Origin of the sequence: Streptomyces sp. AcH 505 (assembly GCF_000818175.1) — a bacterium.
Classification (GTDB): Bacteria; Actinomycetota; Actinomycetes; order Streptomycetales; family Streptomycetaceae; genus Streptomyces.
This window is the reverse complement of the sequence record NZ_JTIY01000001.1, coordinates 3870057-3891285: the sequence shown is the minus strand read 5'-3', so window position 1 is coordinate 3891285 and position 21229 is coordinate 3870057. Positions and strand designations below refer to the sequence as shown.

Sequence of the window (21229 nt, the reverse complement as noted above, 5' to 3'; positions counted from 1 at the left end):
GCGGCGCCCGGTGCGGGCGGAGTGGTGCCCGGCGCGGGCAGGGTGTGGTCCGCCATCAGCTGACGGCCTTGTCCCAGTTCTTGGCGAGGACGGCCTTGACGCTGTCCAGGTCCTTGGCCTCGGGGAACTCGGGAGTGCCTTCGACCTTGGGGAGCTTGGTGACGAAGGTCTTGTCGACGGAGCCGTCCTCGGTCATGGAGGGCAGCAGGACGGGGCGGGCGTAGCCCTTGAGGAAGAGGTTCTGGCCCTCGGCGCTGTACAGGTACTCCATCCACAGGCGGGCGGCGGCCGGGTGCGGCGCGTCCTTGTTGATCGCCTGCGAGTAGTACTGGGCGTACGAGCCGTCGGCCGGGACGGCGACCTGCCAGTCGACGCCCTTGCCCTTGAACTGGTCGGCGTAACCGGCGTTGAGGTAGTCCCAGTCGATCGAGATGGGCGTCTCGCCCTTCTGGACCGTCGCGGGGGTGGACTCGACGGGGATGAAGTTGCCGCTCTTCTTCAGCTTGCCGAAGAAGTCGATCCCGGGCTGGATGTCGGAGAAGCTGCCCTTGTTGGCGAGGGAGGCCGCGTAGACGCCGCCGAAGGCCGAACCGGACTTGTTGGGGTTGCCGTTGAGGGCGACCTTGCCCTTGTACTCGGGCTTGAGCAGATCGGCGAAGGTCGTCGGGCAGACCTTGACGCGTTTGGCGTCGCAGCCGATGGAGATGTACCCGCCGTAGTCGTTGTACCAGAGGCCGTTCGGGTCCTTCTGGGCGGCGGGGATCTTGTCGTAGGAGGCGACCTTGTACGCCGCGAAGAGGCCCTCGGCCGCTCCGCTGCGGTCGAAGGGGCTGCCCAGGTCGACGACGTCGGGGGCGCGGTCCTGGCCCTTGCGGGACTTGATCGCGTTGATCTCGTCGGCGCTGGCGGCGTCCGGCGTCTCGTCCTTGATCTTGACCTTGTACTTGGCCTCGAAGCCCTTGATGATCTCGCCGTAGTTGGCCCAGTCCGGCGGCAGGGCGATCGCGTTGAGTGTGCCTTCCTTCTCCGCCGCCTTGACCAGACCGGCCAGACCGCCGAAGTCCGCCACGGAGGTGGCGGCATCGGCCTTCACACCGGCGGAGCCGCCGGCGTCGGCGGGGGTGTCGGAGTCGGACTTGGCGCCACAGGCGGTGAGCGCGGTGAGTGCGGCGGTGCTGAGCGCCAGCGCGGCTATCAGCCGGCCGTTGGCGCGTACGCGAAGTCGGGTCACGCGGTGTCTCCCGGGGGCAAATGAAGGTTTCACTTGTTCATACAAGCTGGCACCAGTTCGCCCGGTCAAGGTGTCCGCACGGTTAACGTCCGATGACCTTGACGGCACGAGGCGTGGAAGACCAAAACGCCCACAAAGCGCCAGAACGCCGGGGATTCACGGCACGTACGAGCGGGCGGCAGGGGGCGGACCGGGGTGGCGGTCAGGGATTCATATGCGGTTACAGTGAAGGTCAGGTGCGCGACGGGGAAGCGCTCCTGTACACAGTTCACGCATGACCGCCGGCAGTGCGCTCAACGCGGGCGGGACCGACCGAGGGGGCCAGTGTGGGGAGTTCGCGCTATCTGGAGATCGCGGAGGCGCTGCGGCAGTCGATCCTGTCCGGCGACTACCCCGTGGGCGCGCACCTGCCGTCGGAGAGCGACCTGGCGGCCCACTGGTCGGCCTCGCGCGGTACGGTCCGCCAGGCGGTCGGACTGCTCGCCTCGGAGGGCCTGATCGGCTCCCGGCAGGGCGCCCGCCGCGTGGTGCTGCGCCAGGAGCGCCGGCACAGCTTCCAGCAGCTCAACAGCTTCGCCCAGTGGGCACAGGCGATGGGCAGCGAGGTGGCGAGCCGCATCCTCAGCCGTACGACGCGGACGGCGACGGCCGAGGAGGCGTCCAGGCTCGGCATCGACCCCGGCGCGCAGGTGCTGTACGTCCTGCGGTTGCGCCATCTGGACGGCGAGCCGGTGATGGTGGAGCGCACCGCCTACACGGACTGGGTGGCACCGGCCGTCCAGGCCCTGCCCGACGACTGTGTGTCGATCATGAACAGCATCGCCGAGGAGGCCGGGATCGTGGCGCACTACGGCGAGCATCTGCTCGACGCCGTCGCCACGGGCAGCGAGGACGCGCGGCTGCTGCGGGTGCGCAGGGGCAGCCCGCTGCTGCGGCAGCGCTATCTGACGTACACGGCGGCTGGCCGCCCGATCGAGTGGACCGACGACCGCTACCGGGCGGGCACGGTCGCCTTCAGCGTCTCCAACTCGGCGGCGGCGACGCCGCTTGAGCGGCACGCGGGGCCGGACGTGGTGCAGCAGACGGGCCGGTCCTGAGGCCGGGATTCACCTAGCGCCGGTTGCCGCGGTTGCGGGGGTGGTCGCGGGCGGTGCGTTCGTTGCCGAACTTGTACGAGCCGGTCCAGCGCGCCATCACCAACTGGGCGTCCCCCGAGGCCACTTGCCCCAGGAACTTGTCGGCGCGTGAGCCGCGTAGCGTGGCCGCCGACCGCCCCTGGTGGGTGATGACCACGCTGCCGTCGGTGTGCCGCTCGTAACTGAAGCCGGTGGGTGCGGGCATGACCGGGTCCTCCCTATCCGTCCGTGGACAGCGCGCGCTCGAACTGGGCGATGCCCGTCGTCGTCTTCATCCCGACCCGCTCGTAGAGCCGGTGCGCGCCGGTCGGGCTCGTGCTGTCGACGTCGAGCCCGACGGAGTCGATCCCCCGTCCGGCGAAGAGCGCGAAGCTCGCCAGCAGCAGCGACCGGCCGAGACCGAGCCGTCTGGCCTCCCGCCGCACCCCCAACTGGCTTACCTCACCGGCCGGTCGGCCCTCGACCTCACGCAGCTGGCACAGGGCCACGCCCACCGTCCGCCCGTCGCGTTCGGCGAGGAGCCAGAGGTCCGGGTCGAACGCTTCGTAGAGCAGGTCGGCGGCCCATTCGTCGTACGAGCGCGGCGCGTGGCCCCAGCGGTCGCCGAAGCTGTCCTCCGCGCATTCGTGGACGCGCAGCAGATCCTCCGAAGTCCCGTCGCAGGAGCGCACCGTGACGCCGTCCGGCCAGACGGGCCTCTCCCGCGGTCCGTCGACGGCGATCCTCATCCGCTGGTGGACACGGGTCCGCGCGTACCCGCGGGCGCGCAGCATCCGGTCGGCGGCGCCGTCGAGCAGGACGTAGTTCACCAGCACGACGGGCCGCGGCAGTTCGGCGGCGCGTGCCTCCATCCGGGTCAGCAGCGCCGTACCGACGCCCTGGCCGAGATGGCCGGGACGGGTGTACGCGTCGCCGATCACCCGCCCCTCGCGCACGCCGCCGACCTGCCCGTATCCGCACACCTCGCCGTCGGGTCCGGTGACGACCCAGACGTCCCTCGCGAGGTCCAGCGACGCCCACTCGTGCCGGAAGCCGGCCACGGTCCTGGCGGCGGCCGTGGGGTCGCTCGCCCGCTCGGCGGCGCTCACCGCTTCGGCCACCGCCGGCAGATCGGCCTCCACCGGGCTCCGGAGTACGTACCCGTCCCGCATCGAACTCTCCCCGTTCTCTAGTGATCCGCCGTGGCCGGTTCGGCCGTCAGTGCCGTACCGATCCGGCGGAAGCCCAGCCGCGCGTAGATGCGGGCGACGGTCTCGTCGTCCGCCGACAGGAAGACCGTGTCCACGCCGCGCGCCCGTGCGTCGGTCACCAGCGCTGCGGTGACCGCGAGCGCGAGGCCCTGGCGGCGGGCGGCGGGCAGCGTGCCCACGCCGACGATCTCGCTGACCCTGCCCACCGGTTGATGCTGGCCCGCGCACAGGGCGAGGCCGTCCGCCACCGCCGCGCCCACCGCCGTCAGCCCGGCGCCGATACGGGCGGCCACCCGCGCCACGGACCCGTCGGCCGCCGTCTCCAGTGCGGCGGCGGCCAGTTGGTCAACTCCCGCTTCCCCCAAGCCCGTTCCGGGGGCGGCGAAGGCGAGCCGCGGCGCCGCCAGGGCGCCGGCCAGCGCGGGATCGTCCGCGCCCACGATCCGTACGGACACCCCGTCGACCGCCGTTTCGGCTGCTCCGGCGGGCAGTTCGGCGTCCGGGGGAAGCACCATCAGCGGGTGCTCCTGGATGACGAGCCCCGACGAGGCCTCGACCGCCGCGCGCAGCGAGGGCGTGGTCTCCGCCACCCACTCGAAGCTCTCCGGGACGCCCAGTTCGCGCTGCCGGGCACGCACACGCGCCACGTCCGCCGGCTCGACGACGCCCGACGCACCCCTGGTCGGCCGGGCGTAGTACGGCCACCCGGGGTCGGTCCTGACGAACAGGGTCAGCGACCCGTGGTCCTCGACCCGGGCCGCCGCGCGCGGCACCGCGTCGTAGTACGTGTCGAGCTTGTCCAGCAAGGTCTGTTGTGCGGAGGCGGAGGTCATGCCGCGCATCCAAGCACCGGGCTCGCACGGACCGCCACCGCATTACCGACGGGACGGGTCAGCCGCCCGAGGTGTCGAGTTCGGCGTCGGCGCCGATCCCCGCGCAGTCGTACGGGTCCTTCAGCCAACCGTCCGGCAGGACGACCCTGTTGTTGCCCGACGTACGGCCGCGCGGTCCGTCCGCGCCGTCCGGCCACGGCTGGTCGAGGTCCAACCCGGCCATCAGCGAGTCGAGTTCGGCCAGGGACGAGGTGATCGCCAGTTCCCTGCGCAGCTGCGAGCCGACCGAGAAGCCCTTCAGGTACCAGGCCACATGCTTGCGGAAGTCGATCACCCCGCGCGCCTCGTCGCCGATCCACTCCCCCAGCAGCTCGGCATGGCGCCGCATGACCTTCGTGACCTCGCGCAGCGTCGGCCGCAGCGTCTCGCCCGTCCCTTCGAAGGCCGCGACGAGGTCGCCGAAGAGCCACGGCCTGCCCAGGCAGCCCCGGCCGACGACGACGCCGTCACAGCCGGTCTCACGCACCATGCGCAGCGCGTCGTCCGCGGACCAGATGTCGCCGTTGCCGAGGACCGGGATCTCCGGAACGTGCTCCTTCAGCCGCGCGATCGCGTCCCAGTCGGCGGTGCCGCCGTAGTGCTGTGCCGCCGTCCTGCCGTGCAGCGCGATGGCCGTGACACCGGTCTCGACCGCGATCCGGCCCGCGTCGAGGTACGTCATGTGGTCGTCGTCGATGCCCTTGCGCATCTTCATCGTGACGGGCAGCTCGCCCGCGTTGGTGACGGCCTCGTGGAGGATCGCGCGCAGCAGCGGCCGCTTGTACGGCAGGGCCGAGCCGCCGCCCTTGCGGGTGACCTTGGGCACGGGGCAGCCGAAGTTGAGGTCGATGTGGTCGGCGAGGCCCTCGTCCACGATCATGCGGACGGCCTTGCCTACGGTGACCGGATCGACTCCGTACAGCTGGATCGAGCGGGGGGTCTCGGACGCGTCGAAGCGGATGAGCTGCATCGTCTTCTCGTTGCGCTCGACCAGCGCCCGTGTGGTGATCATCTCACTGACGAACAGCCCCTTGCCGCCGGAGAACTCACGGCACAGCGTCCGGAACGGCGCGTTGGTGATCCCGGCCATGGGTGCGAGCACCACGGGCGGGGTCACCGGGTACGGGCCGATGGCCAGCGGCGCGGCGGTCGTGGGAGCAAGTGGGGCTGTCATACGTCCATTGTCACGTATGGCGGCGGTGCCCTGATGTCCCGTACGGCTAAGTTGTTAGTTAGCCGTACTATCCTTGTATGCCCGAGCTCAGCCGCCGACGGCGCATGCTGGTGCTCGCGATCTGCTGTATGAGCCTGCTGATCGTGAGCCTCGACAACACCGTCCTCAATGTCGCCCTGCCGTCGATGCAGAAGGAACTGCACACCTCGGTCTCCGGACTGCAGTGGACCATCGACGCGTACACCCTGGTGCTCGCCTCCCTGCTGATGCTCTCGGGCTCCACCGCCGACCGGATCGGCCGGCGCAAGGTCTTCAAGATCGGGCTGGTCGTCTTCACCCTCGGCTCGGGGCTCTGCTCCGTCGCGCCCAACCTCGAACTGCTCGTCGTCTTCCGCATGGTGCAGGCGGTCGGCGGCTCGATGCTCAACCCCGTGGCGATGTCGATCATCACCAACACCTTCACCGACCCGCGCGAGCGCGCCCGCGCGATCGGCGCGTGGGGCGGCACCATCGGCATCTCGATGTCGGCCGGGCCGCTGATCGGCGGTCTGCTGGTGGACTCGGTCGGCTGGCGCTCGATCTTCTGGGTCAACATCCCGGTGGGCATCACGGCGCTGATCCTGACCTGGCGCTTCGTCCCCGAGTCCCGCGCGCCGAAGCCGCGCAGGCCGGACCCGGTCGGTCAGGTGCTGGTGATCGGCCTCCTCGGCGCGCTGACCTACGCGATCATCGAGGCGCCCGCGGCGGGCTTCCTCTCGCCGCTGATCCTGACCTTCGCCTCGGTGGCGGTGCTCTCCCTGATCGGCCTGCTGTTCTACGAGCCACGGCGCTACGAGCCACTGATCGACCTGCGCTTCTTCCGCAGCGCGCCGTTCAGCGGCGCGACGGTGATCGCGGTCTGCGCCTCGGGCGCGCTCGGCGGGTTCCTGTTCCTGAACACCCTCTACCTGCAGGACGTCCGGGGTCTCACCGCGATGCACGCGGGGCTCTACATGCTGCCGATGGCGGCGATGACCTTCGTCTGCGCCCCGCTGTCGGGACGGCTGGTCGGCAACTGGGGACCGCGCATCCCGCTGCTGATCGCCGGCATCGGCATGGCGGCCAGCGGAACGCTGTTCGCCGCCTTCCACGCGGAGACGCACAACGTGCTGCTCTTCACGGGCTACGTCCTGTTCGGCATCGGCTTCGGCTTCGTGAACGCGCCGATCACCAACACCGCGGTGTCGGGCATGCCCCGCTCCCAGGCGGGCGTCGCCGCGTCCGTCGCCTCGACGAGCCGGCAGATCGGCCAGACGCTGGGAGTGGCGGTGATCGGCGCGGTCCTGGCGTCGGGCGTCGGCTCGTCCTCGTACGCGGCGAAGTTCGCGACGGCGAGCCACCCGGCGTTCTGGATCATCACGGCCGCCGGTGTCATCGTCCTGGTGGTCGGCCTGCTGACCAGCGGTCACTGGGCCAGAGGCACAGCCCTGCGCAACGCGGAACGGCTGGATTCCCCGAACAACCAGCAGGCGGAACGCGTGCGTCACTCCGCTGCGTGACCGCATCACGCGTATGGGTGACTGCGCTCGGGGCGGGCGCGGGGCCAAGATCGCTTGCATGACATCCTCCCTGATCCGCCGCGCGTCCGTCGCCGCGCTGCTGCTGGCGACGACGGTGGCCCCCGCGGTGGCGGCCCAGTCCCACGACACCGCCGGACGGTCCGCCGCCGTACGGCCCGCCCTCGGGGCGCAGGCCCGGTTGCTGGGCGAGAAGATCGTTCCGCGCAAACTCGACTTCCAGGACACGACCGTCGGCGGGCTGTCCGGCATCGACCGGAATCCGTGCACGGGCGAGTACGCCATGATCAGCGACGACCGCTCGAACCTGCAGCCCGCCCGCTTCTACACCGCGCGGATCAGGGTGGACGGCGCCGGGGTGCACTCCGTCGACTTCACCGGCACCCACCCGTTCCGCCAGCCGGACGGCTCGGTCTACCCGCCGGCGAGCACCCGCGACGGCAAGGCCGTGGACCCGGAGGAGATCCGGGTGGACCCGCGGAGCTGCCGCTACTGGTGGGCGCAGGAGGGCGACCGGCCCACGTCGGCGAGCGATCCGGTGATCCAGCCGTCGATCCAGTTCGCCGACCGCTCAGGCGGCTACCGCGGCCGGCTGCCGCTGCCGCCCAACTACGAGGTCACGATGGAGGACCGGGGCCTGCGGCGGAACAAGGCCGTCGAGGCGATCACCTTCGGGGCCGGCGACCGGGTGCTGACCAGCGCGGTCGAGGGCCCGCTGCTCCAGGACGGCCCGGAGCCCACCCTGGACCACAGCGCGCTGGTCCGCGTCACGCAGCAGAGCCGCAGGGGCCGGGTGCTGGGGCAGTTCACGTACCCCATCGAGAAGATCTTCGCCGCGTCCGACCCGTCCAGCCCGTGGGGCCCGGACACCGGCGTGCCCTCGATCCTCGCCTTCCCTGACGACCCCAGCCGCTATCTCGTCCTCGAACGGAGCTGGGTGGCGGGCTCGGACTACAAGATCCGCGTCTACGACGCCACCACCCGCGGCGCGACCGACGTACGGGACATCGACTCCCTGGCGGGGCAGCGGGTCGTCCCGATGCGCAAGAAGCTGGTCGCCGACTTCGACGACCTGGGGCTGTCCACGGTCGACAACACCGAGGGCATGTCCTGGGGCCCCACCCTGCCGACCGGCGAACGGACCCTGGTCCTGGTGAGCGACGACAACTTCGCCGACGACGCGGTCACCCAGATCGTCGCCCTGGGCATCAGCACCCGCTGAGCGGAAGACGGCAGCCGCGCGGCTCCCGGTTCAGGCGTTCTGGTGCTCCTTCCCCGCCTTCAGCAGCAGGTCCTGGAGCTCGATCAGACGCAGTCGCGTCTCCTCGTCCACGGGGACGTAGCTGACCATCCGGGAGCCGTTGCGGGGGCCCAGCCAGAGGCTGGTCTGGGTCATGTTCAGGGGGCCGACCCTGGCGTTGATGAACTTCTTGGTCTTGGCCGGGTTGCCCATCACCTCGTGCCGCTCCCAGATCTCGCAGAACTCCGGCGACGCCGCCTGCAGACGGCTCAGCATCGTCTTCCAGGCCGGGTCCGTGAGGTGTTCCGCCATGTCCGCGCGGAACCGCGCCGTCATCAGCCGGCTCGACTCCTCGCGGTTGGCGATCGACGCCCGCCAGTCGTCGTTCGTGAACGCCAGCCACAGGCAGTTGCGGTCCTCGGGCGGCAGGGCGTCCAGGTCGCACATCAGCGAGCCGTAGGCGCGGTTGTACGCGAGGACGTCGTAGCGGCTGTTCTGGATACAGGCCGGGTACGGGTCGAGCTGCGTCAGCATCTCCCGCAGCGCCGGAGTGATCGTCGGGCACGCCGTCCCCGGCGCCGGGTCGACCGCGCCCGCCAGCGCGAAGAGGTGCGCGCGCTCGCTCGGGTCGAGGAGCAGCGCGCGGGCCACCGCGTCCAGGACCTGGGCCGAGACCTGGATGTCACGCGCCTGCTCCAGCCACGTGTACCAGGTGACCCCCACGGCCGACAGATGCGCGACCTCCTCGCGGCGCAGGCCCGGGGTGCGGCGCCGCCTGCCGCGCGGCAGGCCGACCTGTTCGGGGACGACGCGCTCGCGCCTGCTGCGCAGGAACTCCGCGAGTTCGTGCCGACGTACATCCGGTTCCTGCGCACGCACGCTCGTCGTCATTCCCCCAGCCTGCCTCGGCCGGCGGGTCATTGCCAGGTACTGCTTCTACCAGGATAAAGACACTCTGGTACCAGGGTGCGAGCAGGACGATCGTCGTCCAGGTGAGTAGAACATCCGCATCCGCGTCCGTCACTTCCTCCGAGGCCACCACCGAAGCCCCCGTCATCCACCACCACGGCTCCGTCCTCGGCGCCCTCGGTCTGTTCACCGTGCTGCTCGGCGCCTCACTCCCGCTGATCGACTTCTTCATCGTCAATGTCGCCCTGCCCACCATCGACCACGACCTCGCCGCGGGCCCCGCCCTGCTGGAGCTGGTCGTCGCGGGCTACGGGCTCTCGTACGCCGTGCTGCTCGTCCTCGGCGGGCGGCTCGGGGACATGTTCGGCCGCCGGCGGCTGTTCATCGCCGGGATGGCGGCCTTCGGCCTCACCTCGCTCGCCTGCGGACTCGCGCCGAGCGCCTGGGCCCTCGTCGGGGCGCGCGTCGCGCAGGGCGCCGCAGCGGCGCTGATGCTGCCGCAGGTGCTCGCCACCATCCACTCGGCGACCGCGGGTCCGCGCCGCGCCAAGGCGCTCAGCATGTACGGCGCGACGGCGGGCCTCGCGATGGTCGTCGGGCAGATCCTCGGCGGGATACTGGTCGCCGCCGACATCGCGGGATCCGGCTGGCGGGCGATCTTCCTCGTGAACGTACCCGTCGCGGCCGCCGGCGTGCTGCTCGCCGTCCGTACGGTGCCTGAGACCCGCTCCCAGCGGCCCGCGCCCATCGACGTACCGGGAACACTGCTGCTCGCCGCCACGCTGTCGACGCTGCTCGCACCGCTCACCGAGGGCCGGGCCGCGGGCTGGCCGGTGTGGACCTGGGTCTCGCTCGGTCTCTTCCCCGTCGCCGCGCTCGCCTTCCTCGCCGTCGAGCGGCGGGCCGACCGGCAGGGCCGTACGCCGCTGGTGCCGCCGAGCCTGTTCGAGATCGTGCCGCTGCGCCGGGGGCTCGCGCTCGTCGTGCCCTTCTCGATCGGCTTCGGCGGGTTCATGTTCGTCATCGCCGTCGCCCTCCAGCAGGGCCTGGGCATGGGCGCTGTCGCGTCCGGTGTGGCGCTGGTGCCGCTCGCCGCCACCTTCTTCGTCGCCTCGCTGGCGGGCCCCCGGCTGGTACGGCGGTACGGCAGCCTGGTGGTCACCGCCGGCGCGCTGATCCAGGCCGTGGGTATCGCGCTGCTGGCCTTCACGGTGTGGCACGACTGGTCGTCCCTCGACGCCTGGGCGCTGCTGCCCGGCACCGCGATCGCCGGTTTCGGCCAGGGGCTCCAGCTCCCGGTCATCTTCCGCATCGTGCTGTCGGAGATCCCGGCCGAGCGGGCCGGGGTGGGCAGCGGCGTGATGGTCACGACGCAGCAGTCCGCGCTGGCGCTGGGTGTGGCGACGCTGGGCTCGCTCTTCCTGAGCCTGGCCGCCGGGTCGGGGATGCGGGACGCCCTGGCCGTGACGCTGCTCGTGCAACTGGGCGCCGTCGTCCTCACGTTGCTGCTGAGCCTGCGGCTGCCCCGCGCCGTCGGCTGACGCGGCGCCGTGCGGATGAACGACATGGGGCCCGGATCACCACCTCGGTGATCCGGGCCCCACTCGGCTTGCGAAAAGGCCGGTCAGTCTTCTGTCGTCGCGGCAGGCGCCTCGGGCGACTCCTGCTCCTCGCCTGCCGGGTGGCCGGCCCGCTCGCGCATCTTGCGCAGCAGTTCCTGCTTGTTCTCGTCGGCGGCCTTACGGTCGGCGTTGCGCGCCGGGCCGTTGCCCTGCTGTTCCGCGCGGGACAGCTTCTTACGCTGTCCGCCCACACCGAGGAGGTTGTTCCGGCTCTTGGCCACGGGGTTCTCCCGAACTGATGAGAAGTGATCTGCGGATTCGTCGGCGAGGGGGCGGTCGGTGACCGCCGCGCTCTCACTCGTAGATCTGGAAGAACATGCCCGTGATACGCATGGTTGTGACGCTACCACCGCCCGGACCGGCGGCGTTACCGGTTTATCCGTCAGCCGGTCGTCGGGTCCACCGTCGCCTGGTGCGCCTCCGCGAGATGTTCCTCGGCCTTCAGCCACGGCAGGAACTGCACGCTCTTGCTCCAGTCGCAGGTGTCACAGCTCAAGGTCCGCTGCACGCCCGCCTTTTCGACCCGGACCACATGTTCACGCCCGTGCTGGTCCCATCTGCTGACCTTGCTGCTCGTCGTGGACGCCATCGTGCCTCCTGTTGACGCGTACACACCCCAGTCTGCAACGAAGCCCCCGGCTCCGTAACGGAACCGGGGGCTTCGAGCCGCGACCGTGATCTGCCGGGGTTACCGGCGGAAGGTCAGCAGCCGAGCAGCCTGCTGCCCAGGTACCCCTGGATCTGGTCCAGCGAGACGCGCTCCTGCTGCATCGTGTCGCGCTCGCGGACCGTCACCGCGTTGTCCTCAAGGGTGTCGAAGTCGACCGTGACGCAGAACGGCGTGCCGATCTCGTCCTGGCGGCGGTAACGGCGGCCGATGGCGCCCGCGTCGTCGAACTCGATGTTCCAGTTGCGCCGCAGGTCCTCGGCGAGGCCCTTGGCCTTCGGCGAGAGCTGCGGGTTGCGGGACAGCGGCAGCACGGCGACCTTGACCGGCGAGAGCCGCGGGTCGAGCCGCATCACGGTGCGCTTCTCCAGCACGCCCTTCGCGTTGGGCGCCTCGTCCTCGTTGTACGCGTCCAGCATGAAGGCCAGCATCGCGCGGCCGACACCGGCGGCCGGCTCGATGACGTACGGCGTCCAGCGCTCACCGGCCTCCTGGTCGAAGAACGACAGGTCGTGACCCGACGCCTTGGAGTGCACGGAGAGGTCGTAGTCGGTGCGGTTGGCGACGCCTTCCAGCTCGCCCCACTCGCTGCCGCCGAACGAGAAGCGGTACTCGATGTCCACGGTGCGCTTGGCGTAGTGCGCGAGCTTCTCCTGCGCGTGCTCGAACCAGCGCATGTTCTCCTCGCGCATGCCCAGGTCGCGGTACCAGCCCCAGCGCTGCTCCATCCAGTACTCGTGCCACTTCTCGTCCTCGCCCGGCTTGACGAAGAACTCCATCTCCATCTGCTCGAACTCGCGGGTGCGGAAGATGAAGTTGCCCGGAGTGATCTCGTTCCGGAAGGACTTGCCCATCTGCGCGATGCCGAACGGCGGCTTCTTACGCGAAGTCTGCTGCACCTGCGCGAAGTTGGTGAAGATGCCCTGCGCGGTCTCGGGGCGCAGGTACGCGACGGAGCCGGTGTCCTGGGTCGGGCCGAGATGCGTGGACAGCAGCCCCGAGAAGGACTTGGGCTCGGTGAACGTGCCCTTGTTGCCGCAGTTGGGGCAGTTGATGTCGGCGAGGCCGTTCAGCGGGGCCTTGCCGTGCTTCTCCTCGTACGCCTCCTCCAGGTGGTCGGCGCGGAAGCGCTTGTGACAGGAGGTGCACTCGGTCAGCGGGTCGGTGAAGGTGGCGACGTGACCCGACGCCTCCCACACCTCGGTGGCCAGGATCACCGACGAGTCGATACCGACGACGTCCTCGCGCGAGGTGACCATGTGGCGCCACCACTGGCGCTTGATGTTCTCCTTCAGCTCGACTCCGAGCGGCCCGTAGTCCCAGGCGGCTCGCTGACCACCGTAGATCTCACTGGACGGGTAGACGAAGCCACGGCGCTTGCTCAGGTTGACGATGGTGTCGATCTTGTCGGCGGCCACGGTGCTCTCTTCATTACGACGGCGACGAACGGCGAATGCTTCAGATTAGCGGCGGGCGCACCCCTCGTATCAAATCGGTTGCGCGCGACGGCGCCACAACGCCACCACAACCGGCTTTTCCGGCACCGAAACCGGCGTTGTTGACAACCGTTATCGTTTTTGTTGAAAATGACTGTCATGAACGTACGCCGTCCCCGACCTCCGGCCCGCCTGCGGCTGATATCCGGCGCCGGTCTGGCGGGTGCCCTCGCCCTCGGCCTGGTCGCGCTGTCCGGCTGCGGCGCCCCGGGGAAGGGAACGGCCGACATCGTGGACGGCAGGAGCGGCGGCAAGCTGGCGGTGACGGCCTCCTTCTATCCGCTGCGGTATCTGGTCCAGCAGATCGGCGGCGACCACGTCTCCGTCACCACCCTCACCCCGCCCGGCGTCGAACCGCACGATCTGGAACTCAAGCCCCGGGAGATCACCAGGCTCGGCGAATCGGGTCTCGTCGTCTACCTGAAGGGCATCGCGCCCGCCGTGGACGACGCCGTGAAGGTGTCGGACGCCAAGAACGTGCTGGACGCGGCCCCCCTCGGCTCCCCGCGGAAGAACGACCCGCACATCTGGCTCGATCCCGTACGGTTCGGCGAGATCGCCGAGGGGGTCGGCGCCGCCCTGGCGAAGACGGACCCCGGCCACGCCGCCGACTACGCGAAGAACACCGCCGCGCTGACCGGCCGCCTCGGCGCCCTCGACACCGCGTACCGGCAGGGCCTCGCCCACACCGCCACCAGGACCTTCATCACCACCCACGCGGCCTTCGGCTATCTCGCGCAGCGCTACGGACTGCGCCAGGAGGCCATCGTCGGGATCGACCCGGAGTCGGAGCCGAGCCCGGCCCGGGTGAAGGACCTCGGCGACGTCGCCGCGCGTGACCATGTCGGCACCGTCTTCTTCGAGACGCTCGTCAGCGACAAGCTCGCGAAGACGATCGCGGGCAACTCGGGGCTGCGGACCGACGTCCTCGACCCGGTCGAGGGAATCACGGACCAGTCCAAGGGCGCTGACTACATCGCAGTCATGCGGTCCAACCTCGTCGCGCTGCGCACGGCGCTGGGAGCGAAGTGAACGTGAGTCACCCGGATACGGATACCGACCTCGCCGCGGCCCCGGCCATCTCGGTACGCGGCGCCACCGCGTCCCTCGGGTCGCGGCCCGTGCTGCGCGGTGTCGACCTGACCGTGCGGCGCGGCGAGGTCGTCGCGCTGCTCGGTGCCAACGGCTCGGGCAAGTCGACGGCCGTGCGGTCGGTGATCGGGCTCGTACCGCTCACCTCGGGCGAGGTGTCCCTCTTCGGCACCCCGCTGGGCCGCTTCGGCGACTGGGCCCGCGTCGGATACGTACCGCAGCGCACCACGGCAGCGAGCGGCGTGCCCGCCACGGTCAGGGAGATCGTCGCGTCGGGCCGGCTGTCGCGCGGGAAGCTGCGCAGGCCGGGCAAGGCGGACCGGGCGGCGGTACGGCGGGCCATCGAGCTCGTCGGGCTCGGCGACCGCGCCAAGGACCCGGTCGACGCGCTCTCCGGCGGCCAGCACCAGCGGGTGCTGATCGCCAGGGCGCTCGCGGCCGAACCCGAGCTGCTGATCATGGACGAGCCGATGGCCGGCGTCGACCTGGTCAGCCAGCGGATCCTCGCGGAGACGCTGCGCGCGCAGGTGGCGGCCGGTACGACCGTCCTGCTGGTCCTGCACGAACTCGGCGCCCTGGAACCCCTGATCGACCGTACGGTGACGCTCAGGGACGGCTCTGTCGTCCATGAAGGGCCGCCACGGCACGACGACCAGAGCTGCCACCCCGTCGCGGCCGGCAAGCCGCTCCGCACCGGACTGCTGAGCTGATCATGGAAATTCTGGAAGCCTCCTTCATGCAGCGGGCGCTGCTCGCCGCCGTACTCGTCGGCATCACGGCCCCGGCTGTCGGCATCTACCTCGTGCAGCGCCGCCAGGCGCTGATGGGCGACGGCATCGGCCATGTCGCGCTGACCGGCGTCGGGCTCGGTTTTCTGCTGTCCACCAGCCCGGTGTGGATGGCGACGCTGGTCGCCGTCGCCGGCGCCGTGACGATGGAGCTGGTGCGGTCGTACGGCCGCACACGCGGCGACCTGGCGCTGGCCATGCTCTTCTACGGCGGGATGTCGGGCGGTGTGCTGCTCATCAACCTCGCGCCGAACGGCTCGAACGCCAACCTCAGCTCGTACCTCTTCGGCTCGCTCTCGACGGTCTCGCCGCAGGACGTGGTCTCGATCTCCGTGCTGGCGGCCCTGGTGGTGCTGGTCACGGTCGGGCTGCGGCGCCAGTTGTTCGCCGTCAGCCAGGACGAGGAGTTCGCACGGGTCAGCGGCCTGCCGGTGCGCACGCTGAATCTGCTCATCGCGGTGACGGCCGCGGTGACCGTCACGGTCGCCATGCGGGTCGTCGGGCTGCTGCTGGTGAGCGCGCTGATGGTGGTGCCGGTCGCGGCGGCGCAGCAGATCAGCCGGTCGTTCACGGTCACGTTCGTGCTGTCGGTGGTGATCGGTACGGCGGTCACGCTGGCCGGTACGGTCACCTCGTACTACCAGGACGTGCCGCCGGGCGCGACGATCGTGCTGCTGGCCATCGGGCTGTTCGTGGTCCTCACGGTCCTGGCGGCGCCGCTGGCGAGACGGCGGGCCCGGGCGCTGGCGGCCATGGAGGCGGAACCGGCGGGTGCGGAACCGGCGGGGGTCGCCACCGCGGCTTCCGGGTACACACTGGAGGTGCCTGCCACGCGGCGGCCCGCCGACGACGCAACGGTGTGAGCGCGAACTGGCAGAATGGCCCGAGAGAGCAGAGGAGGCACTTGTGACGACTGCGCCCAGCAGTGGACCGAGCGCCGCGGCTCCCGTGCGCGGCCGGTCGACCCGGCAGCGTACGGCGGTGGCGTCGGCACTTGACGAGGTGGACGAGTTCCGCAGCGCGCAGGAGCTTCACGACATGCTGAAGCACCGGGGCGACTCGGTCGGCCTCACCACCGTGTACCGCACGCTCCAGTCGCTCGCCGACGCCGGCGAGGTCGACGTCCTGCGCACGACCGACGGCGAGTCGGTCTACCGGCGCTGCTCGACCGGCGACCATCACCACCATCTGGTCTGCCGGATGTGCGGGAAGGCGGTCGAGGTCGAGGGCCCCGCCGTCGAGCAGTGGGCGGAGACGATCGCGGCGCAGCACGGCTATGTGAGCGTGGCGCACACGGTGGAGATCTTCGGTACCTGCGCGGACTGCGCCACCTGCGACAGCTGACCGGGGAGGGGCGACCCCCTCCCCCTCGCCTCAGCTCAGCTGCTCCGCCTGCTCCTGGATGTCCTCGTTCGACGAGTCGTTGGGCAGCGCACCGCCGAAGCGGCGGTCGCGCGAGGCGAACTCCAGGCAGGCGCGCCACAGATCACGCCGGTCGAAGTCCGGCCAGAGCACGTCCTGGAACACCATCTCCGCGTAACTGCTCTGCCAGATCAGGTAGTTGGACGTCCGCTGCTCACCGCTCGGCCGCAGGAAGAGATCCACGTCCGGCATGTCCGGGTAGTACAGGTACTTGGCGAGGGTCTTCTCGTTGACCTTGGACGGGTCGAGCTTGCCCGCCGCCACGTCCTGCGCGAGCGCCCGCGCCGCGTCGGCGATCTCCGCGCGACCGCCGTAGTTGACGCAGAAGTACAGCGTCATCGCGTCGTTGTCCTTGGTCTGCTCCTGGGCGACCTGGAGCTCCTGGACGACGGACTTCCACATCTTGGGCATCCGGCCGACCCAGCGGATCCGGATGCCGAGCTCGTCCATCTCGTCGCGCCGGCGGCGGATGACGTCACGGTTGAAGTTCATCAGGAACCGCACCTCGTCGGGCGTGCGCTTCCAGTTCTCCGTCGAGAAGGCGAACAGGGACAGGTTCTTGACGCCCATCTCGATGCAGCCCTTGAGCACGTCGAGCACGACGCCCTCGCCGACCTTGTGGCCCTCGGTACGCGGCAGCCCGCGCTCCTTGGCCCACCGGCCGTTGCCGTCCATGACGACGGCGACGTGCTTCGGCACCAGTTCGCTCTGGATCCGCGGCGGGCGAGCACCGGACGGATGCGGCTCCGGTGTCTTGTACTCGCGGCGGGTACGCCCCAGGATTCCGCGTCGTGCCATGCGGCTCGTCTCCTAATTCTTCTCTACGTATCTGAGCGAGCGCAGCCCGCGCTCCAGATGCCAGTGCAGATAGGCGGACACCAGTCCGCTGCCCTCCCTGACATGGCGCGCCTCGCACGCGTCCGCCGTCTCCCAGTCCCCCGTCAGCAGCGCGCTGAGCAGTTCGACGGCCTCCGCAGAGGGTACGACGCTGCCGGGCACCCGGCAGTCGCCGCATATGACTCCTCCCGCAGCGACCGAAAAGAACCGGTTGGGCCCGTCGAGGCCGCATTTCGCACAGTCGTCGAAGCTCGGCGCGTACCCGTTGACGGCGAGCGAGCGCAGCAGGAAGGCGTCCAGGATCAGATGCGGGGCGTGCTCGGCACGGGCGAGGGTACGCAGGCCGCCGACCAGCAGCAGGTACTGCTGGACCGCGGGCTCCCCCTCGTGGTCGGTGAACCGCTCGGCGGTCTCCAGCATGGCCGTACCGGCGGTGTAGCGGGGGTAGTCGGTGACGATCCCGCCGCCGTACGCGGCGATGGTCTCGCTCTGCGTACAGAGCGGCAGCCCGCGGCCTACGAGATCGCTGCCGCGCGCGAAGAACTGCACGTCGACGTGGGAGAACGGTTCGAGCCGCGCCCCGAACTTCGACTTGGTCCGCCGCACCCCGCGGGCGACGGCGCGGACGCGGCCGCGGCCGCGGGTCAGAAGCGTGATGATGCGGTCGGCCTCACCGAGCTTCTGGGTACGCAGCACAACGCCGTCATCCCGGAACAGACTCATACGCTCATTGTCGCGCCTTTTTGGGGGCTCGGTTCGCCTCCGGGGCGCCTTATGCCCCTGTCGACGGTCGACCGTGCTCGCCCCGCTCGTACCTCACGGGCCTGCGCGCGCTCTCCCTTTCGACAGCGGCGCGCCCCTTCGGCTCACTCGCCACGTGATCGGGGCGGGCCCGGGACGAACAGCGAACCCCTTGGCGCCCCGGAGGCGAACCGAGCCCGCAAAAATCAAGAGTGCGTGCGGGTGGCGGCCAGGAGCAGCTTGGCCGTGTCGTCGGCGCAGAGTTGCAGCGCGCCGCCGACCGTCGTCAGCACCTCGCGCTCCGCCGTGCTGTACGGGCCGTCGGCCAGGGCGATCCTGGCGCCCTGCAGGATGATCGACTCCCGGCCCGCCGGGGCGAGATGCGGGGCGAGCGGCTCCAGCGCCTCGTGCAGCTCGATGGCGAGGGCCGCGCCGCAGGGGCCGGGGTCGATGATGAACCGGCCGGTGTCGGCCGCGAGGGCGTCGACCAGCTCCGTCAGCATCTCTTCCGTGCAGTCGTCGAACCCGGCGGCGCGGACCGTGGAGACCGCGGTCTCCAGCGCCGTGCGCGACGACGTGCCACCGGCGGCGAGGACGGCCAGGGCGACCGTGTGGACGGCGTCGCGGAGCATCGCCGAGAAGCGGACCGTGGTGGGGTGGTCGAGGACGTCCATGCCGAAGTGGTCGTGGCAGGCGGCGCATTCGACGACGGGGCCGGCGAGACCGCGCGGCACCAGCGGAACGCCGAGGAGCGTGAAGCGGCGACGGCCCGTGCGGCGGCGGTAGTTGCGGTCGCCTCCGCAGCCGGGGCAGAAGAACTCTCCGTCGCCGACCGTCGTCCACGACGTACGAATGCCACAGATGCGCACTTTTCGGCCGCGTGATCCTTGAACTGGCAGCACGTCGCGCACCTCCGTAACGCTTCGGCATCATTGCCGCGTTGACGTGATGTTAGCCACATGGACCTTGTCCCGTCAGCACCCCGGCGTGAGTTCGCCACGACATGGCCGAACCCCGCCACCCGTTTCCGGGCGGCGGGGTTCGTAAATGCTCAGGTCAGCGCGGGTTCCGGCGGTTTCAGCGGGCTGCGCGGTTCACAGCCGAAATTACCGCCTTCAGGGAGGCCCGAGTGGTGTTCGCGTCGATCCCGATGCCCCACAGCACCTTTCCGTCGATCGCGCACTCGATGTACGAGGCGGCCTGGGCGCGGGCGCCCTCGCTCATGGTGTGCTCCTGGTAGTCCAGCAGCCGCGCGTCCAGGCCCACGGTGGCCAGCGCCTCGAAGAAGGCCGAGATGGGGCCGTTGCCGGTGCCGGTCAGCACCGTGTCGACGCCGTCGACGACCGCCTCGACGGTCAGCGTGTCCTGGCCGTCCTTGTCGGTCGTGGACTGGCCCGAACGCAGCTGGAGCCGGCCCCAGGCGTTGTCCGCGTCGGGCAGGTACTCGTCGCGGAAGACGGACCAGATCTGGGCCGGGGTGACTTCGCCGCCCTCGGCGTCGGTCTTGGCCTGGATGATCCGGGAGAACTCGATCTGCATCCGGCGCGGCAGGTCCAGTTGGTGCTCGTTCTTCAGGACGTAGGCGACACCGCCCTTGCCGGACTGCGAGTTGACCCGGATGACGGCCTCGTAGGAGCGGCCGACGTCCTTGGGGTCGATGGGCAGGTACGGCACGGCCCACTGGATCTCGTCGACCGTCTTGCCCTGCGCGGCGGCGTCCGCGTCGCGGGCGTCGAAGCCCTTCTTGATGGCGTCCTGGTGGGAGCCGGAGAAGGACGTGTAGACCAGGTCGCCCGCGTAGGGGTGGCGCGGGTGGATCTCCATCTGGTTGCAGTACTCGCTGGTGCGGCGGATCTCGTCGATCTGCGAGAAGTCGATCTGCGGGTCGACGCCCTGCGAGAAGAGGTTCATGCCCAGGGTGACCAGGTCGACGTTGCCGGTGCGCTCACCCTGGCCGAACAGACAGCCCTCGATCCGGTCGGCGCCCGCCATCAGCGCCAGCTCGGCGGCGGCCACGGCCGTACCCCGGTCGTTGTGCGGGTGGACGGACAGGCAGACGTGCTCACGGCGCGACAGGTTGCGGGACATCCACTCGAACCGGTCCGCGTGCGTGGACGGCGTCGAACGCTCCACCGTCGCGGGCAGGTTGAGAATGATCTCGCGGCCGGCCTCGGGCTGCCAGACGTCCATGACGCCCTCGCAGACCTCCAGGGCGAAGTCCAGCTCGGTGTCGGTGAAGATCTCGGGGCTGTACTGGTAACCGAAGACCGTCGAGTCGTCGAGGATCTTCTCCGCGTACTCCATCACCAGCCGCGTACCGTCCACGGCGATCTGCTTGACCTGCTCCTTCGTCCCCCGGAACACGACACGGCGGAAGGTCGGCGCGGTGGCGTTGTACAGGTGGACCGTCGCACGCCGGGCGCCGCGCAGCGATTCCACGGTGCGCTCGATGAGTTCCTCACGCGCCTGGGTCAGTACGGAGATCGTCACATCGTCGGGGATCGCGCCCTCCTCGATGATCGAGCGCACGAACGCGAAGTCCGTCTCACCCGACGAGGGGAAGCCGACCTCGATCTCCTTGTAGCCCATCCGCACCAGCAGGTCGAACATCTCCCGCTTACGGGCGGGCGACATCGGGTCGATCAGCGCCTGGTTGCCGTCACGCAGATCCGTGGAGAGCCAGCGGGGCGCGACAGTAACCCGGTTGTCCGGCCAGGTGCGGTCGGGGATGTCCACGGCGTCGTAGCGGCCGTACTTGTGGATCGGCATCCCGGAGGGCTGCTGGGTGTGGGTCGCGTTGGTGACGGGCGTCGAACGACCGACGGAAGTTTCAGACATTGCGTAGGGCTCCTCGTGTGTCCGCTTGGAACGGCCGACGACGGGACGTAATCACCGCAACACCGCACTCCGCGGGGAGGGGGTCGACCTACGACTACAGGCCCTCGCCGCGGCAGCTAAGAAGAAGCAGCCCGAAACGCATGATGCGAGGAGCCTAGCGGAGCCGCGCCGTCCATGGCGGCCCGTATCAGTATGCGGGATCACCGGTGGGCGACGGCCGGGTCAGCGCGAACAGTGAGACATCACTCCATTTCAGCAACTTCGACCACAAGCAGTGACAGGGCGGCTACGGGATGCGACATTGCCTTCATGGACGCCATCGACCCCGTTTTCTGCACGATCGTGCCGCCGCACATCCTGGACAGGCTGGCCGAGGCCCGGGACCCTGCGCTCGCCGAGCCCGCCCGCCGGACCCTGG

General features: G+C 70.1%; 21 protein-coding genes. 8 read left to right on the top strand and 13 right to left on the bottom strand.

The window, feature by feature from the left end:
- Nucleotides 1-55 precede the first annotated feature (55 nt).
- Nucleotides 56-1231, bottom strand: a complete 1176-nt coding sequence (locus HY68_RS17760; RefSeq protein ID WP_078863661.1) for an extracellular solute-binding protein — start codon at nucleotides 1229-1231, stop codon at nucleotides 56-58.
- 326 nt (nucleotides 1232-1557) lie between these two features.
- On the opposite strand from HY68_RS17760, the gene HY68_RS17755 reads away from it, so the two are divergent.
- Complete coding sequence (locus tag HY68_RS17755; protein ID WP_041990021.1) at nucleotides 1558-2328, top strand: GntR family transcriptional regulator; 771 nt, start codon at nucleotides 1558-1560, stop codon at nucleotides 2326-2328.
- Nucleotides 2329-2341: 13 nt separating this feature from the next.
- Here the strand turns inward: HY68_RS17755 and HY68_RS17750 are convergent, their stop codons facing one another.
- Genes HY68_RS17750 through dusB form a run of 4 tightly spaced genes read right to left on the bottom strand, consistent with a single transcriptional unit; the run spans nucleotide 2342 to nucleotide 5603 of the window.
- Nucleotides 2342-2572 carry a hypothetical protein gene (locus HY68_RS17750; RefSeq protein ID WP_041990018.1) on the bottom strand — a complete coding sequence of 77 codons (231 nt, stop codon included), beginning with the start codon at nucleotides 2570-2572 and terminating at the stop codon, nucleotides 2342-2344.
- A gap of 13 nt (nucleotides 2573-2585) precedes the next feature.
- Nucleotides 2586-3518: a GNAT family N-acetyltransferase gene (locus HY68_RS17745; RefSeq protein WP_041990014.1), complete on the bottom strand. Its 933-nt coding sequence runs from the start codon at nucleotides 3516-3518 to the stop codon at nucleotides 2586-2588.
- A 17-nt stretch (nucleotides 3519-3535) separates the two neighbouring features.
- Complete coding sequence (locus HY68_RS17740; protein ID WP_041990011.1) at nucleotides 3536-4390, bottom strand: GNAT family N-acetyltransferase; 855 nt, start codon at nucleotides 4388-4390, stop codon at nucleotides 3536-3538.
- Nucleotides 4391-4448: 58 nt separating this feature from the next.
- Nucleotides 4449-5603 (bottom strand): tRNA dihydrouridine synthase DusB, encoded by a 1155-nt coding sequence (gene dusB / locus HY68_RS17735; RefSeq protein ID WP_041990008.1) that lies wholly within the window; start codon nucleotides 5601-5603, stop codon nucleotides 4449-4451.
- A 77-nt stretch (nucleotides 5604-5680) separates the two neighbouring features.
- Between dusB and HY68_RS17730 the strand changes: the two genes are divergently transcribed.
- Nucleotides 5681-7141 carry an MFS transporter gene (locus tag HY68_RS17730; protein WP_041990006.1) on the top strand — a complete coding sequence of 487 codons (1461 nt, stop codon included), beginning with the start codon at nucleotides 5681-5683 and terminating at the stop codon, nucleotides 7139-7141.
- A gap of 58 nt (nucleotides 7142-7199) precedes the next feature.
- Complete coding sequence (locus HY68_RS17725) at nucleotides 7200-8381, top strand: esterase-like activity of phytase family protein (RefSeq protein ID WP_041990004.1); 1182 nt, start codon at nucleotides 7200-7202, stop codon at nucleotides 8379-8381.
- 30 nt (nucleotides 8382-8411) lie between these two features.
- On the opposite strand, the gene HY68_RS17720 is transcribed toward HY68_RS17725, so the two are convergent.
- Complete coding sequence (locus tag HY68_RS17720) at nucleotides 8412-9290, bottom strand: helix-turn-helix transcriptional regulator (RefSeq protein ID WP_041990002.1); 879 nt, start codon at nucleotides 9288-9290, stop codon at nucleotides 8412-8414.
- A gap of 164 nt (nucleotides 9291-9454) precedes the next feature.
- Here HY68_RS17720 and HY68_RS17715 point away from each other — a divergent pair, with 164 nt between their 5' ends.
- A complete protein-coding gene (locus tag HY68_RS17715) occupies nucleotides 9455-10849 on the top strand; it encodes an MFS transporter (RefSeq protein ID WP_041996417.1) in 1395 nt (464 codons plus the stop codon).
- Between the two features lie 83 nt (nucleotides 10850-10932).
- Here the strand turns inward: HY68_RS17715 and HY68_RS17710 are convergent, their stop codons facing one another.
- The 3 genes from HY68_RS17710 to HY68_RS17700 all read right to left on the bottom strand — a co-directional run bounded on the left by HY68_RS17710 (nucleotide 10933) and on the right by HY68_RS17700 (nucleotide 13015).
- Nucleotides 10933-11151, bottom strand: coding sequence for a DUF6243 family protein (locus HY68_RS17710; protein WP_041989999.1), 219 nt, complete (start codon nucleotides 11149-11151; stop codon nucleotides 10933-10935).
- 161 nt (nucleotides 11152-11312) lie between these two features.
- The gene (locus HY68_RS17705; RefSeq protein ID WP_041989996.1) at nucleotides 11313-11519 is read right to left on the bottom strand and encodes a hypothetical protein; all 207 of its coding nucleotides are present in this window, start codon (nucleotides 11517-11519) and stop codon (nucleotides 11313-11315) included.
- Between the two features lie 113 nt (nucleotides 11520-11632).
- Complete coding sequence (locus HY68_RS17700) at nucleotides 11633-13015, bottom strand: glycine--tRNA ligase (RefSeq protein WP_041989993.1); 1383 nt, start codon at nucleotides 13013-13015, stop codon at nucleotides 11633-11635.
- Nucleotides 13016-13192: 177 nt separating this feature from the next.
- On the opposite strand from HY68_RS17700, the gene HY68_RS17695 reads away from it, so the two are divergent.
- The 4 genes from HY68_RS17695 to HY68_RS17680 are packed head-to-tail and all read left to right on the top strand — an operon-like array spanning nucleotide 13193 to nucleotide 16317.
- Nucleotides 13193-14125: a zinc ABC transporter substrate-binding protein gene (locus HY68_RS17695; RefSeq protein ID WP_041989991.1), complete on the top strand. Its 933-nt coding sequence runs from the start codon at nucleotides 13193-13195 to the stop codon at nucleotides 14123-14125.
- A 2-nt stretch (nucleotides 14126-14127) separates the two neighbouring features.
- The gene (locus HY68_RS17690; RefSeq protein ID WP_041989988.1) at nucleotides 14128-14895 is read left to right on the top strand and encodes a metal ABC transporter ATP-binding protein; all 768 of its coding nucleotides are present in this window, start codon (nucleotides 14128-14130) and stop codon (nucleotides 14893-14895) included.
- A gap of 2 nt (nucleotides 14896-14897) precedes the next feature.
- Nucleotides 14898-15836, top strand: coding sequence for a metal ABC transporter permease (locus HY68_RS17685; protein WP_107070094.1), 939 nt, complete (start codon nucleotides 14898-14900; stop codon nucleotides 15834-15836).
- Between the two features lie 43 nt (nucleotides 15837-15879).
- Entirely contained in the window at nucleotides 15880-16317 is a 438-nt protein-coding gene (locus HY68_RS17680) for a Fur family transcriptional regulator (RefSeq protein ID WP_041989984.1), read from the top strand.
- 30 nt (nucleotides 16318-16347) lie between these two features.
- On the opposite strand, the gene HY68_RS17675 is transcribed toward HY68_RS17680, so the two are convergent.
- The 4 genes from HY68_RS17675 to leuA form a co-directional block, all read right to left on the bottom strand.
- Nucleotides 16348-17193, bottom strand: coding sequence for an isoprenyl transferase (locus tag HY68_RS17675; protein WP_041989981.1), 846 nt, complete (start codon nucleotides 17191-17193; stop codon nucleotides 16348-16350).
- Nucleotides 17194-17205: 12 nt separating this feature from the next.
- Nucleotides 17206-17955, bottom strand: coding sequence for a DNA repair protein RecO (gene recO / locus HY68_RS17670; protein WP_041989978.1), 750 nt, complete (start codon nucleotides 17953-17955; stop codon nucleotides 17206-17208).
- A 224-nt stretch (nucleotides 17956-18179) separates the two neighbouring features.
- Nucleotides 18180-18842 (bottom strand): TerB family tellurite resistance protein, encoded by a 663-nt coding sequence (locus tag HY68_RS17665; RefSeq protein ID WP_241778604.1) that lies wholly within the window; start codon nucleotides 18840-18842, stop codon nucleotides 18180-18182.
- A gap of 208 nt (nucleotides 18843-19050) precedes the next feature.
- On the bottom strand, nucleotides 19051-20811 hold the full coding sequence (gene leuA, locus HY68_RS17660; protein ID WP_041989975.1) for a 2-isopropylmalate synthase: 1761 nt from the start codon (nucleotides 20809-20811) through the stop codon (nucleotides 19051-19053).
- Between the last annotated feature and the right edge of the window lie 418 nt (nucleotides 20812-21229).

Bases quoted from the DNA above. Each gene is read 5' to 3' on its own strand.
- leuA (WP_041989975.1), bottom strand. From the start codon at position 20,811: ATGTCTGAAACTTCCGTCGGTCGTTCGACGCCCGTCACCAACGCGACC.
- HY68_RS17720 (WP_041990002.1), bottom strand. From the start codon at position 9,290: ATGACGACGAGCGTGCGTGCGCAGGAACCGGATGTACGTCGGCACGAA.
- HY68_RS17750 (WP_041990018.1), bottom strand. From the start codon at position 2,572: ATGCCCGCACCCACCGGCTTCAGTTACGAGCGGCACACCGACGGCAGC.
- HY68_RS17745 (WP_041990014.1), bottom strand. From the start codon at position 3,518: ATGCGGGACGGGTACGTACTCCGGAGCCCGGTGGAGGCCGATCTGCCG.
- HY68_RS17685 (WP_107070094.1), top strand. From the start codon at position 14,898: ATGGAAATTCTGGAAGCCTCCTTCATGCAGCGGGCGCTGCTCGCCGCC.
- HY68_RS17740 (WP_041990011.1), bottom strand. From the start codon at position 4,390: ATGACCTCCGCCTCCGCACAACAGACCTTGCTGGACAAGCTCGACACG.
- HY68_RS17695 (WP_041989991.1), top strand. From the start codon at position 13,193: ATGAACGTACGCCGTCCCCGACCTCCGGCCCGCCTGCGGCTGATATCC.
- HY68_RS17730 (WP_041990006.1), top strand. From the start codon at position 5,681: ATGCCCGAGCTCAGCCGCCGACGGCGCATGCTGGTGCTCGCGATCTGC.
- HY68_RS17705 (WP_041989996.1), bottom strand. From the start codon at position 11,519: ATGGCGTCCACGACGAGCAGCAAGGTCAGCAGATGGGACCAGCACGGG.
- dusB (WP_041990008.1), bottom strand. From the start codon at position 5,603: ATGACAGCCCCACTTGCTCCCACGACCGCCGCGCCGCTGGCCATCGGC.
- recO (WP_041989978.1), bottom strand. From the start codon at position 17,955: ATGAGTCTGTTCCGGGATGACGGCGTTGTGCTGCGTACCCAGAAGCTC.
- HY68_RS17725 (WP_041990004.1), top strand. From the start codon at position 7,200: ATGACATCCTCCCTGATCCGCCGCGCGTCCGTCGCCGCGCTGCTGCTG.
- HY68_RS17675 (WP_041989981.1), bottom strand. From the start codon at position 17,193: ATGGCACGACGCGGAATCCTGGGGCGTACCCGCCGCGAGTACAAGACA.